This is a genomic window from Reyranella sp. (assembly GCF_030651995.1).
Classification (GTDB): Bacteria; Pseudomonadota; Alphaproteobacteria; order Reyranellales; family Reyranellaceae; genus Reyranella.
Window position 1 is genome coordinate 96,161 of sequence record NZ_JAUSBN010000075.1, and the last position, 13,082, is coordinate 109,242.

General features: G+C 66.9%; 14 protein-coding genes. 7 read left to right on the plus strand and 7 right to left on the minus strand.

What is annotated here, in order from left to right:
* Window positions 1-44: 44 nt before the first annotated feature.
* The 6 genes from Q7V45_RS24065 to Q7V45_RS24090 all read right to left on the minus strand — a co-directional run bounded on the left by Q7V45_RS24065 (window position 45) and on the right by Q7V45_RS24090 (window position 4,866).
* Complete coding sequence (locus tag Q7V45_RS24065; RefSeq protein WP_304856863.1) at window positions 45-572, minus strand: ATP F0F1 synthase subunit B; 528 nt, start codon at window positions 570-572, stop codon at window positions 45-47.
* Window positions 569-1,138, minus strand: a complete 570-nt coding sequence (locus Q7V45_RS24070) for a hypothetical protein (RefSeq protein WP_304856864.1) — start codon at window positions 1,136-1,138, stop codon at window positions 569-571. Before Q7V45_RS24070 ends, Q7V45_RS24065 begins: the two co-directional genes overlap by 4 nt.
* An 8-nt stretch (window positions 1,139-1,146) precedes the next feature.
* Window positions 1,147-1,371 (minus strand): F0F1 ATP synthase subunit C, encoded by a 225-nt coding sequence (locus Q7V45_RS24075; RefSeq protein WP_020698011.1) that lies wholly within the window; start codon window positions 1,369-1,371, stop codon window positions 1,147-1,149.
* Between the two features lie 61 nt (window positions 1,372-1,432).
* On the minus strand, window positions 1,433-2,161 hold the full coding sequence (locus Q7V45_RS24080; RefSeq protein ID WP_304856865.1) for a F0F1 ATP synthase subunit A: 729 nt from the start codon (window positions 2,159-2,161) through the stop codon (window positions 1,433-1,435).
* A gap of 17 nt (window positions 2,162-2,178) precedes the next feature.
* Window positions 2,179-2,523 carry an AtpZ/AtpI family protein gene (locus Q7V45_RS24085; protein ID WP_304856866.1) on the minus strand — a complete coding sequence of 115 codons (345 nt, stop codon included), beginning with the start codon at window positions 2,521-2,523 and terminating at the stop codon, window positions 2,179-2,181.
* A gap of 153 nt (window positions 2,524-2,676) precedes the next feature.
* On the minus strand, window positions 2,677-4,866 hold the full coding sequence (locus tag Q7V45_RS24090) for a rhodanese-like domain-containing protein (protein WP_304856867.1): 2,190 nt from the start codon (window positions 4,864-4,866) through the stop codon (window positions 2,677-2,679).
* A 119-nt stretch (window positions 4,867-4,985) separates the two neighbouring features.
* Between Q7V45_RS24090 and Q7V45_RS24095 the strand changes: the two genes are divergently transcribed.
* The 6 genes from Q7V45_RS24095 to Q7V45_RS24120 all read left to right on the plus strand — a co-directional run bounded on the left by Q7V45_RS24095 (window position 4,986) and on the right by Q7V45_RS24120 (window position 11,604).
* Entirely contained in the window at window positions 4,986-6,791 is a 1,806-nt protein-coding gene (locus tag Q7V45_RS24095; RefSeq protein ID WP_304856868.1) for a transglycosylase SLT domain-containing protein, read from the plus strand.
* Between the two features lie 2 nt (window positions 6,792-6,793).
* Entirely contained in the window at window positions 6,794-7,945 is a 1,152-nt protein-coding gene (locus Q7V45_RS24100; protein ID WP_304856869.1) for a CaiB/BaiF CoA-transferase family protein, read from the plus strand.
* Entirely contained in the window at window positions 7,942-8,565 is a 624-nt protein-coding gene (locus Q7V45_RS24105) for a cysteine dioxygenase (RefSeq protein WP_304856870.1), read from the plus strand. Before Q7V45_RS24100 ends, Q7V45_RS24105 begins: the two co-directional genes overlap by 4 nt.
* An 87-nt stretch (window positions 8,566-8,652) precedes the next feature.
* Window positions 8,653-9,621, plus strand: coding sequence for a tripartite tricarboxylate transporter substrate binding protein (locus Q7V45_RS24110; RefSeq protein WP_304856871.1), 969 nt, complete (start codon window positions 8,653-8,655; stop codon window positions 9,619-9,621).
* Entirely contained in the window at window positions 9,618-10,109 is a 492-nt protein-coding gene (locus tag Q7V45_RS24115; protein ID WP_304856872.1) for a tripartite tricarboxylate transporter TctB family protein, read from the plus strand. Before Q7V45_RS24110 ends, Q7V45_RS24115 begins: the two co-directional genes overlap by 4 nt.
* A gap of 10 nt (window positions 10,110-10,119) precedes the next feature.
* Complete coding sequence (locus Q7V45_RS24120) at window positions 10,120-11,604, plus strand: tripartite tricarboxylate transporter permease (RefSeq protein WP_304856873.1); 1,485 nt, start codon at window positions 10,120-10,122, stop codon at window positions 11,602-11,604.
* Window positions 11,605-11,694: 90 nt separating this feature from the next.
* Here Q7V45_RS24120 and Q7V45_RS24125 read toward each other — a convergent pair whose 3' ends face one another.
* Complete coding sequence (locus Q7V45_RS24125; protein WP_298317087.1) at window positions 11,695-12,168, minus strand: cupin domain-containing protein; 474 nt, start codon at window positions 12,166-12,168, stop codon at window positions 11,695-11,697.
* Window positions 12,169-12,343: 175 nt separating this feature from the next.
* Here Q7V45_RS24125 and moaB point away from each other — a divergent pair, with 175 nt between their 5' ends.
* Window positions 12,344-12,892 carry a molybdenum cofactor biosynthesis protein B gene (gene moaB, locus Q7V45_RS24130; protein WP_304856874.1) on the plus strand — a complete coding sequence of 183 codons (549 nt, stop codon included), beginning with the start codon at window positions 12,344-12,346 and terminating at the stop codon, window positions 12,890-12,892.
* Window positions 12,893-13,082: the final 190 nt, after the last annotated feature.

The following is a 13,082-nucleotide window of genomic DNA, read 5'->3' on the forward strand; positions in this document are numbered from 1 at the left end:
TGCCCGCTCTTGTTTTTTGCGGGCGATCCCAAATTTTCTGAAGGTCAGTGCAGGCGGCGGGGCAGTTCGGCGATGGAGTCGTCGATCATCGCCTGCGTGCGGCCGGCGCCGACCTGTTCCTTGAGCAGGGTGCGCGTGGCGGCGAGCGCCACGTCGACGGCCATGTTGCGCACGTCCCGAGAGGCCTGGGCCTCCGCCTGGGCGATGCGGTCCTTGGCCTGCTGCTCGCGGCGGGCGATCAGCGTCTCGCGCTCCTCGGCGGCGTGCTGCGTGAGGCGCACGGCCTCCTGCTTGGCCTGGGCCACGATATCCTGGGCGAGCTTGGCGGAGTCGGCGAGGTTCTTCTGAGCGTCGTCACGCGCCTTCTGCGCCTCGTTGCGGAGCTTCTCGGCTTCGCCGAGCGTGCGCGCGATGAGGGCGGTGCGGTCGTCGAGGAGCTTGGTCAGCCCCCTGACGATCTGCTTGCCGGCAATCGCCAGGAAGATGACGAAGGAAACGGCAACCCAGAACGTCGGATCGGAGAACAAGCCTCCGCCGCCGGGTGCATCGGCTGCCCATGCGGTACCGATCATGGCTTGCCTGCCTTTGCTGCTTCGTCGACGGCACGGGCGACCTGCGCGGGATCGGCAGATCCCACCAGCTTGCCCAGCACCGCCGTGGCGATTTCCGTCGACATGCTGCCGAGACCCGCGAGGGTCTGCGTGCGCTGCTCGCCGATCCGCTTTTCCGCGGCGGCGATCTCGGCACCCAGCCGGTCGCTGACTTCATGCAGCTTGGCCGAGGTCTGGGCCGCGGCGGCCTCCGAGGCCTCGCGGATCAGGCCGGAAGCCTGGCCGCGCGCTTCGGTGAGCGCCTTGTCCTGCTCGACACCGGCGGCGCGGGCCGCGTCGTTGGCCTTCTGGGCGGCGTCGAGATCTGCCTGGATCTTGTGCTCGCGGCTTTCGATCGTCGCGCCGATCTTCGGCAGGACGGCCTTGGCCATGAGGAAGTACAGAACGGCAAAACACACCACCAGCCAGAAGATCTGGGTGGGGAACTTCGTAAGGTCGAACTGCGGCATGCCGGCCGCCTGCGCGGCGAACGGCAGCCCGATCAGGGCTGCCGCGGCGACCGAAATCCGAAGTGCCTGAACGGGCACGATCGAACTCAGGCGAAGAGGGCGATCAGCGCGACGATCAGCGCGAACAGCGCGATGGCCTCGGTGACGGCGAAGCCGATCCAGATGTTGGCGCCGATTTCGGCCTTCGAGGCCGGGTTGCGCGACAGGGCCGTGATGTAGCTCGCCCAGACGTTGCCCACGCCGATGCCGGCGCCGATCATGCCGATGGCGGCGAGGCCTGCACCGATGAACTTGGCGGCTGAAGCGTCCATTTCTATCTCCTGTTTCTCTCTTGGCTTTGACGTGATGGATCGATGGGTACGGGCGCGGCGATCAGTGCAGATGCAGCGCGTCGTTCAGGTAGATGCAGCAGAGGATCGTGAAGATGTAGGCCTGCAGCAGCGCGACCAGCAGCTCGAGCGCGGTGATCGCCACCAGTACGATGAGGGGGACGAAGCCGAAGAAGCCGAGCGCCACGACGAAGCCGGCCAGCACCTTCAGCAGCACGTGGCCGACCGTCATGTTGGCGAACAGTCGGACCGACAGGCTGATCGGGCGGCTGAGATAGGAGACCACCTCGATGGGGATCAGGATCGGCGCGGTGAACAGCGGCGCGCCGTGCGGGAAAAACAGGGAGAAGAAGTGCAGGCCGTGCTTGAACAGGCCGATCAGCGTCACGCCGAGGAACACCACCATTGCCATGAAGAAGGTGACGGCGATCTGGGAGGTGAAGGTGTAGCCGTAGGGCAGCATCCCGAGGATGTTGCCGAACAGCGTGAAGATGAAGAGCGTGAAGATGAACGGGAAGAATTTCTTGCCGCCGCTGCCGACATTGTCCCGGATCATGTTGGCGATGAACTCGTAGAAGAGTTCGGACATCGCCTGGATGCGGCCCGGGATCATCGCTCCCTTGCCGGCGCCCGCGAGCAGCAGGCCCGACGAGAGCACCACCGCGCTCATCATGAAGATGGCGGAGTTGGTGACGGCGATGTGATGGCCACCGATGGTGAACAGCGGGGCGGTTAGGTCCTGGATAGCAAACTGTTCGAGCGGGCTGGCCACGTTACTCTATCCCCAATTCAGCTCTTCTTCTCATCCTGGGCTGCCTTGCTGCGCCGCTCTTCAGCCTGCGCAACCCGGTAGACGTTCATGAACGCCGCACCGCACCCCAGCACGAACCCCACGATCAGCAGCCAGGGCTTGGTGCCCAACCACTGATCAGCCATCAGGCCGAGAAAGGCCCCCGCAACGACGCCCGCCACCAGTTCGACTGCGATCCGCATGCCGACGCCCAGCTTTTCGCCACCGGCGCCGCGCGCTGCGGGTCTCGACGACTGGCCCGTTCCCTTCTGGTAGGCCTGCCGGACACCTTTAAGGCGCCGATCCAGCTCGTCAGGGGTCGATTTCCGATCGTCCTCAGCCATAACCGGATGCTCCGCTCCGGGCTTCCCACCGCCACCTCACCAACACGGTGCGGTCACAATGAAAAACGCGCCGGAACCTATGGGCAGGCCCGCGGGGTGTCAAGCGTACGCGACGATGTGACAAGGCCCTTAAATGCAAGTGGTTCCGCCGTTCTACCGCTTCAGGACGGAGAACCGGGCGTCGCCGTCGCGCTCGACCTGCGGGACGAGGTCGACCTCCCAGTCCAGGTACTGGCGCATGGCCGCCTCGACGTCCTCCTTGAAGTCGTAGGGCCGGTACCAGACGTCGGTCGGCGGGTCCGCCATCCGGACGTGGCCGGTCTCGACCTCGAACCCGGCCTCACGCCACTTCTTCATTCCGCCTGTCAAAATGGAAACGGGCAGGCCGGCGGCCAGATCGGCGCTTTCGGCCGCTGCCAAGGCGCCGATCTCGGCATCCGGGGCCACGAGCACGACCCGGGTGGTGCCGGCCTGCTTGGCCAGCATTTCCGGCAGCGTGCGTGCGAGATTTGCGCGCACCGCGAACCAGGCGCCCGGAACGTGGCCGTCGCGATACTTGAGGCTGGTGTCGAGATCGACCACCAGAGCGGTCGCCCGCGACTTCTCAAGCTCGGCGGCCGTTATGGTCGGGACCTTCGGAACGGTGAAACCCGCCGGATATCGCGGCTCGGCAACGGTGGTCAGCTCAGAGGCGGCCGGCTTGTGATCGAGCACGTAGGTTTCGTTCCAGCCCATCTGCAGCAGCCAGTGCGCCGTCATGGTGGCGCGCACGCCGTCATTGTCGTGCAGCACGATCGTGGCGTTGCGGGCGCCGACATACTGGTCGGTGGCCTGCACCAGCTGGCCGCCGGCGGCATGGCGGAAGCCCGGAAGATGGCCCTGCGCATACTCGGCGGGGTCGCGCACGTCGAGGCGATAAAGCGGGCCGCCCTTCTTCCCGAGGGCGGCGAGGCCAGCCTTGTCGATCCTGCGGATGCCCATCTTGCCCGCGATGTTCGCCGCGGCGGCCTGCGCGAAGGTCGCGGCCTCGGGGCCCTGGGGGCCGAAGCTCTTCGTCTCGCCGCGCGCCACCTTCAGGCCGGCCAGGTGCCAGCCCATCGTGCCGTTCTTCAGCGCCATCACCTTGTTGGGCAGGCCGGCGTTGATCAGCGACTGGGCGCCGATGATCGAGCGCGTGCGGCCGGCGCAATTGACGACGACCAGCGTCTCGGGCCGCGTCACGAAGTCCTTCACACGATAGACCAGCTCGGCGCCGGGGCAGTCGATGCCGCCCGGAATCGACATGTTGGTGAATTCCGGCAGCGGCCGCGAATCCAGGATGACCATGTCGGCCTTGTCGTCGATCAGCTTCTGTACGTCGGCGGCATCGATGCGCGGCGTGTCGTTGCCGTGCTCGACGATCTCGCCGAACGCCTTGCTGGGGACGTTGACGCCGGTGAAGACCTCAAAACCCGCGTCGCGCCACGCTTTCAGGCCTCCCGCCATGACCGCGAGGTTGGTGTAGCCGAGCTGCGAGAGGCGGGCGGCAGCGCGGTTGGCGCGGCCGGCCTGGCCGTCTTCGCCGTCGTCCATCAGCACGATGCGCGTGTCGGGATCGGGCAGCAGGGCGAGCGCCCGAGGCTCGAGGCGGGAGAGGGGAAGCGGGGTCGCGAACAGCGGATGACCCTGGGTCGAGAACTGGCCTTCCTCGCGCACGTCGAAGAACGCGAACACCTCACCTGTCTTCAGCATCTCCTTGACCTGCTGCACCGTGAGCAGCGGTGTCAGGATCTTCGGCCTGGCCATGAAGCGCTTGGCCGTGCCGGTCTTCATGTCGACGGTCACCCGGCCGGGCAGATGCTCGAGGCTCAACCCGTAGAAATGGAGATGCAGGGCGTTGCCCGAGCCGACCGGCGTCTCGATGTGGTGGAAGTCGTCGGGCAGGAAGGCGATCACGTCGCCGCGCTTCAGCGTCTTCTCCTTGGACGGCGCCTCACGCAGCTGCACGATGCCTTCCTGCGCGCCGTTGTCGAGCCGCTCATAGACCACGTTGCGCTCGGCGCCGTGGACGCCGGCGATGATCGCCCAGGTCGTATGATTGTGCGGCGGCACCTTCTTGCCGGGACCGCCGGCCGAGGCATAGAGGGCGAAACGATGATCCGGATCTTCGCTGAGCCGGTAGATTCCGCCCTCGGCGCCCAGCGGGAATTCCTCCTGTGGGAAGAGCTCGGCACGGCTGGCCAGCGAGGCGAGAAGCCCGCCGATCTTCTCGAGGCTGGCACGGGTCACGCCTTCCTTTTCGATGGCGCGGGCCTCGTCGACCAGGCGCCGCACCGCCGCGGCACGCTCTTGATACAGGTTCATTCCGGTCCTCCGTCGGGAACAGTATAACGATTCCGGCCCTTGTCGCCCCGGCTGGAGTCAAACTACGGTGCGCTATGCGAACGACCGTTTCCGTCCTTCTGATCGGGGCGGCTGCCCTGATGGCGGCCTCCGCCTCGGCCCAGACCGCCAAGAAGCCTGTCCAGACCCAGGCCACCAAGCCTGTGACGACCAAGGCTACCGCCGCCAGACCGGCCGCGCGACCGGCGGGACGGCCCGCGCCGCGCGCCGCGGTCTTTGTGCCGCCGCCGCCCGTCCTCGAACTCGACGAACGCACGGTCGTGGCCGACCTGCCGACCGTCCTGGATAACGAGACGCGCGACCGCTACCGCCGGATCTTCCAGGCGCAGCAGGCCGGTGCCTGGCCGCAGGCGGACGACGAGATCCGCCAGCTCTCGGACAAGACGCTGATGGGATATGTCGGCGCCCAGCGCCTGCTCAGCCCCAACTATCCCGCCCGCTACGAGCAGCTCGCCGCCTGGCTGCAGGACTACAACGACAATCCCGACGCGCCTGCGATCTACCGGCTGGCGCTGGCGCGCCGTCCGGCAGGTGGCGCGGAACTGACTCCGGCCACCTTCGTCGGCTTTACGCAGGGCTCGCCCAACTTCGCGGCCGCCCGCACGGTGAACGGCGCCGATGGCGGCCGCGCGGCCGAGCTGCGCGCGCGCCTGCAGACCATGGCCGACGATGGCGGTTTCAACGCCGCCTTCGTCCTGCTCGACCGCAAGTCGTCGACCGAGATTCTCGGACCCCAGGAAGTCGAGCTGTGGCGCGGCCGCCTGCGCACCCGCCAGCTCGAAGCCGATCCGCAACGCGGCATGCAGATCCCCGTCGAGGCCAGCATGCCGCCCGACGCCAACTGGACGGCCGCGATGACGGCCTTTACACGCGGCAACATGGCCGAGGCCGCCCGGCGCTTCGAGCTGGTGGCCGATGCCTCGCCCGACCGGGCCTCGTCCTGGACCCTGGCCGCCGGTTCGTTCTGGGCCGCCCGCGCCAACCTGCTGGCTGGCAATCCGCAGAAATATGCGCCCTATCTCAAGCGCGCGGCGCTGCATGGCAGTACCTTCTACGGGCTCGTCGCCCAGAAGGCGCTGGGCATGCAGATCCAGCCCGACTTCGAGCTGCCGGCGCTCGACCGGCGCCGCACCGACCTGCTGCGCAACGACCGCGCGGCGCGGCGGGCGCTGGCCCTGCTGCAGCTCGGCGCCACGACGGCGGCAGAGCGCGAACTGTTCGCCGCGTCGATCGACAACGATCCGCGCTACGTCGAGGCGGTGATGGCGCTGGCGCAGAAGGCGCAGCTGCCCGCGCTGTCGGTCCGCGTCGGCAATGCCAACTGGGACCAGCGCCACAACATCAAGGGCTATGACAGCGGCATGTATCCGATCCCGCCGTGGCAGCCGTCGAGCGGCGCGATCGTCGACCGCGCGCTGGTCTATGCCTTCATGCGCCAGGAATCGGCCTTCAATCCCAAGGCGCGTTCCGTGGTCGGGGCCATGGGGCTGATGCAGCTCATGCCGGCGACCGCCCGCGCGGTCTCGGCGCGGTACGCGCCCGAGACGGCGGGCGCCAACCCGTGGGATCCGTCGGTCAACATGTCGCTCGGCGAGGCCTATATCTCGATGCTGCTGAACGAGACCGACGGCAATCTCGTGCGTACGACCGCCGGCTACAATGGCGGGCCGGGCAACGTCATGCGCTGGGACAATTCGCTGAACGCTTCGCAGGATCCGCTGCTCTACATCGCGCTGATCCCGCTCCACGAGACGCGCGACTTCGTGCAGCGCGTGCTGGCCAACTACTGGATCTATCAGATGCGTCTGGGGCAGCCGACGCCGTCGCTCGACCAGATCGCCTCGCACGACTGGCCCCGTTACACACCGCAGGATGGAACCCGCTGAGCATGTTGCCGCTTTCTGGTGTACGCGTCGTCGAATTCTGCCAGGTCCTGGCGGGTCCCTATTGTGGAATGCTGCTGGCCGATCTCGGCGCCGAGGTGATCAAGGTCGAGCCGCCGGAAGGCGACATGATGCGGCAGTGGCCGCCGATCAACGAGGGCTACAGCGAGAACTTCGCCTCGATCAACCGCAACAAGCGTTCGGTCGTGCTCGATCTCAAGGACCCGGCGCAGAAGCGGGCGGCGCGCCAGCTCATCCTGTCGGCCGACGTCGTGCTGGAGAACAACCGGCCGGGCGTGATGGATCGGCTGGGCCTCGGCTACGAATCCTTCCGCGCCGAGAAGCCGGGCCTCGTCTATTGCTCGATCTCGGCCTTCGGCCAGAGCGGACCGCGCTCGAGCGAGGGCGGCTTCGACGTCACCGTGCAGGCGATGAGCGGCATCATGAGCGTGACCGGCGAGCCTGACGGCGCGCCGGTGAAATGCGGCGTGCCGGTCTCCGACGTGGGCACCGGCCTCTATGCCGCGCTGACCGTCGTCTCGATCCTGCGACGGGTCGCGGGCGGCGGGCCGGGCGCGCATGTCGATGCCTCGATGCTGGGCTGCAGCCTCGGCATGGCGGCGCTGCAGACCAGCGAGTTCTTTGGTACGGGCCGCGACCCGAAGAAGCTGGGCTCGGCCCATCCGCGCAACGCGCCCTACCAGGCCTTCAAGGCGGCAGACGGACATTTCGTCATCGCCGCCGGCAACAACAAGCTGTGGGAAGCCGTCACCAAGGTGGTTGGTCGTGCGGACCTTCTTGCCGATGAGCGTTTCGCCACGACCCAGTTGCGCGCCGCCAACCAGGTCGCGCTCAAGGATCTGCTCGAAGTCGAGTTCGCCAAACAGGGCGTCGATCACTGGCTGGCGGCCTTCGAGAAGGCCGGTGTCCCGCAAGGCCGCATCAATACCTACAGCCAGATCCTCGCCGACCGGCAGGTCCAGCACATGGGCTGGGTCGAGGAGATGGAGCTGCCCTCCGGCGTGAAGACCAAGACCTTCGGCAGCCCGGTCCGGATCTCCGCCACCGACATCTCGAAGCGGCGCGATCCGCCGGCGCTCGGGGCCGACACCGAGGCAATCTTCGGAACCACCTTCCAGCGAAAGGCTGCGGAATGAGCATCGATCGCCTGCGTCGCTTCATCGGCGACATGACTTCCCTCACGGGCGGGGCCTGGCAGGACAAGGACGAGAACGCGATCGTCGAAGTGGGCGCGAAGCTCCTGGGCGAGCTGGTGAAGCACGACGACTGGCTGCCCGAGCAGGCGGCCAGGGTGCCCGTACATGGCTATGCGCAGAACCTGCTGTGGTGCGATCCCTTCGAGCGCTTCTGCGTCGTGAGCTTCGTCTGGGCGCCCAGGGCCAACACGCCGGTGCACGATCACGAAATGTGGGGCCTGGTCGGCATGCTACGCGGCTCCGAGACCTCGCTGTCCTTCACGCGCCATGCCGAGACCGGTGTGCTGGTGCCGGGCGAGCTCACCAAGCTCGAACCGGGCGACGTCGAAGTGCTGGTGCCGGCGCCGCGCAATCCCAAGGGCGACATCCATCAGGTCACGAATGCGCTCGACGACCGCGGATCGATCAGCATCCATGTCTATGGCGGCAATATCGGCGCGGTGCGTCGTCACACCTTCGACGTGAAGACGGGCCAGCCCAATCTGTTCGTGTCGGGCTACACCAACCGGGAGCAGCCCAATATCTGGGACCGCTCGGCCGAGGTCCGCGCGGCCTCCTGAGGGTTCGCGTACCGGCAATCCTCCCTTGACCAGCTGCGGGCCCGGCAAGCACTGTCAACCGCTCTGAAAATCAGGGAAGGAAGACAGATGAACCGTAGAACCGTGCTGAAGGGCGGCACCGCCCTCGCTGCCGTTTCCATCGCCGCACCGGCACTCGGCCAGTCGAGCAAGTGGCCGGCCCGCGAGATCTCGCTGATCAATCCAAATGCGCCAGGCGCCTCGACAGATCTCACGGCGCGCATCATCGCGCAGGCGCTCGAGAAGCGGCTGAATGCGACCGTTATCGTGAAGAACGTGGTCGGCGGCGCGGGCGCGCTGGGCCCGACGACGCTTGCCCAGTCGGCGCCCGACGGCCACACGATCGGCCTGGTGGCGATCTCGAGCCACGTCGCCATCCCCAACATGATGAATGTTCCCTACGATCCGTGGAAGGCATTCGACATCATCGGGCAGGTCGCGGCGCTGCGCTACGGCGTCGGGGCACGGGCCGACGGCCCCATCAAGTCGATCGAGGATCTCGTCAACCAGGGCAAGCAGAAGCAGCTCACCTACAGCTCCAACAACGTCACCAACGTGGTGGCGATGTTCCAGCTCGCCAAGCTGACCGGCGCCAAGCTGCGCTGGGTCGTGTTCCCGGGCGGCGTCGAGTCGGTGACGGCGGCGATCGGCGGCCATGTCGATGCCGTCATCCAGACCGTCGCCGAGATGCGGCCGCAGATCGAGGCCGGCAAGCTGCGCCTCCTCGCCTCGGCGGCCGAGGCGCGCTGGCCCGACTATCCCGACGTCAAGACGCTGCGCGAGCTGGGCTACGAGGCGGTCAGCAACGGGCCGTTCGGCTACGCTTTCCCCGCGGGCGTCGATCCGGCCATCAAGGAGCGCATGGACAAGGCGCTGGCCGACGTCATGAAGGACGAATCGGTGACCAGCCAGATCGCCAAGCTCGGCATCCAGCCGGTCTATCGCGATGGCAAGGACTATGGCGCGCTGCTGAAGAAGATCGAGGTGGAGCTGGTGCCCATCCTCAAGGAAACCGGCATGGCCAAGAAGCCGGCATGATCAGGCTGAGCGGCACGCGGATCGCCACGCTCGGCCTGCTGGCCGCGGCGCTGGTCGGCCTGTGGAAGGCGATGGAACTGGACAGCTGGGGCTTCGACGGCCCCGGCCCCGGGTTCTTCCCGCAGCTCATGGCCGGCATCTGCGTGGCGCTCGCCCTCGTCGTCCTGGCCGTTCCGGGCCAGGCCGGCGAGACCGAGGGCGGCGACACCGACGACGTCGAGGCGACGAAGGACTCGAACCGCACCTTCACCATCTACATCGCCACCTTCGCCGTGTTCGCGCTTGGCGCGACGTTTGCGGGCTTCGTGGTCACGGTCATGGCGGTGACGGTCATCATCATGCGCTTCGCCGAACGCCGCTCGTGGTTCGCCTCGATCGGCTACGGCATCGCCTGCGCCGCCGTCGGCCTCGTCTGCTTCGGCTGGCTGCTGCGCGTCGATCTGCCGGAAGGCCCGATCGAGCGTACCTTCTACACCTACGTTCGCTGAGGCCTGCCGCATGGAAGCGCTGCTGGGTGGCTTCGCCATCACGCTGACCCTCGACAACCTGTTCTACTGCTTCGTCGGCGCGTTCCTCGGCACCGTCGTCGGCATCCTGCCGGGATTGGGTCCGCTCACCACCATCGCCATCCTGCTGCCAATCACGTTCAAGATGGACGTGACCTCGGCCATCATCATGCTGTCGGGCATCTATTACGGCGTCGCCTATGGCGGCACCGTCACGTCGGTGCTGATGCGCATCCCGGGCGAGGCCTCCTCGGTCGTGACCTGCCTCGACGGCTACGAGATGGCGCGCAAGGGCCGCGCCGGCGCGGCCTTGGGCATCGCGGGCATCGGCTCGTTCTTCGCCGGCACGGTCGGCGTCATCGGCATCACCTTCCTGTCGCCGCCGCTCGCCGAACTGGTCATCAAGTTCGGTCCCGCCGAATACGCCATGCTGATGCTCGCGGGCCTCACCATGGTCACCTACATGTCGAGCGGTTCGCTGCCGCGGGCGCTGCTGATGGCGGCCTTCGGCCTGCTGCTCGGCACGATCGGCAGCGATCCCCTCAACATGACGCCGCGGCTCACCTTCGGAGTCATGGCGCTGGGCGACGGCATCAGTCTCGTGCCGCTGGCGATCGGCCTGTTCGGCCTGTCCGAAGTGCTGTTCATGGCCCGCCAGAAACCCGAGGACATGAAGGTCCTGCCGCCGCCCTCGCACCTGCTGGGCTTCATGCCTTCGCGCGAGGAGGCGCGACGGTCGGTCGGTCCGGTCGCGCGCGGCACGATCATGGGGTTCCTGGTCGGCCTGCTGCCCGGCGGCGGCGCGGTGCTGGCCTCGTTCCTGTCCTACGGCATGGAGCGCAAGCTTTCGAAGAATCCCGAGGAGTTCGGCAAGGGCGCCGTCGAAGGACTGGCGGGACCCGAGGCGGCCAACAATGCCGGCACCGCCGGCGCCTTCGTGCCGCTGCTCTGCATGGGCATACCGGCGAACGCGGTGACGGCGCTGCTGCTGGGTGCCTTCATCATCCACGGCGTCACGCCGGGCCCCACCATTCTGGAGCGTCAGCCCGAAATCTTCTGGGGCGTCGTGGCCAGCATGTATATCGGCAACATCATGCTGCTGATCCTGAACCTGCCGCTGATCGGCATGTTCGTGCGCATCCTCGACATCCCGCGCGCCTATCTCACGCCGATGATCCTCGCGGTCTGCCTGATCGGCGTCTATTCGTCGAGCGGCAATCCGGCCGACGTGGTGATCGCGGTGATCTTCGGATTCATCGGCTACGGGCTGCGCCGCCACGGCTTCGACCTCGGCATCGTCATCCTGGCCTACGTGCTGGGCCCCATCTTCGAGCGCTCGGTGCGCCAGTCGCTGGCGATCTCCGATGGCGACCCGATGATCTTCCTGCACAGCTACCTGTCGGCAGGCTTCGCGATCGTCGCGGTCGCGCTGCTGATCGCGGGGCTGTGGCCGAAACGGAAGAAGGCGGCCGGGTAGGGCCGCCTTTGAATTCTTATCTATTCTGCACGGAGCGGGCTCTCGCGCCTCAGAAGGCACTGCCGCCCGCCAGTGCTGGCTGCGCCAGCGTTAGTGCTTGTGCGGATGGGGGTGGGTAGGATCAACCCAATACACTTCCTCGACCTTCTCGGCCGGGGTGATGTCGATGTTGATCGCGACGGCTTCGTTGTCGGAGCGGACCAGCACGCATTCCAGCGGCTCGGTCTCCGAGGCATTGATCTCCTGGTGCGGCACGTAGGGCGGCACGTAGATGAAGTCGCCGGGACCGGCCTCGGCGACGAACTGGAGCTCGTCGCCCCAGCGCATGCGGGCGCGGCCCTTCACGACGTAGATCACGCTCTCCAGGTGCCCGTGATGATGCGCGCCGGTCTTGGCGTGGGCGTGGATGGTCACCGTGCCGGCCCACAGCTTCTGCGCGCCGACGCGGGCAAAGTTGATCGCCGCGGCCCGGTTCATGCCCGGGGTCTGGGCGGTGTTGGTGTCGAGCGATCCGGCGGGGATGACCCGCACGCCGTCATGCTTCCAGTCGGTGGGGCCGGTCATGATGTCTCCGAGCTTTGCGAATTTCAGAGCGGCAATCACTAGAATGCGGCTCTGGATAGTCAATGGAAAGTCCTGATGGCTTTCGGGCCGCGCGAGGAAAAATCCTTCGGTGGCGCTTGTCGGCTCTGCGCTGGCGAACATCGAAGGATGCCGGGTCCTGGGGTATAGTGAGCCCATGAATCGCATCGACGAAACCAAGCCCTTCAAGCCGGTGAACATCGCCGTTCTCACGGTTTCCGACACGCGCACGCTCGAGACCGACAAGTCGGGCGACACGCTGGTCGAGCGCATCGCGCGCGACGGCCATGTCCTGGTCGACCGCGCCATCGTCACCGACGACATCTCGCTGATCCGCGCGCAGGTGAAGAAGTGGATCGACGATCCAAGCATCGAGGTCGTGATCTCGACCGGCGGCACCGGCGTCACCGGTCGCGACGTCACGCCGGAGGCGCTGGAGGCCCTGTTCGAGAAGAAGATCGACGGGTTCGGCGAAACCTTCCGCTGGATCAGCTTCCAGAAAATCGGCACCTCGACCATGCAGAGCCGCGCCACCGCGGGCGTCGCCAACGCGACCTACATCTTCGCGCTGCCGGGCTCGACCGGCGCCTGCAAGGACGGCTGGGACGACATCCTGCGCCAGCAGCTCGACATCCGCTTCCGCCCCTGTAACTTCGCCGAGCTGATGCCGCGCCTCAACGAAGGCAAGCTGCCACGCAGTGGCTGAGGTCCGAATCCCCCTCATCCTGAGAGGCTGACTCGAAATGAAAGCAGCAAGAAAACAGATTATGAACGGGCCCGATAACCTCACCCTGAGGAGCATCGCGCAGCGATGCGTCTCGAAGGGTGGGAACGAGCACCGCGTCCGTTGCCCATCCTTCGAGACGCGCCGCGGGGCGGCGCTCCTCAGGATGAGG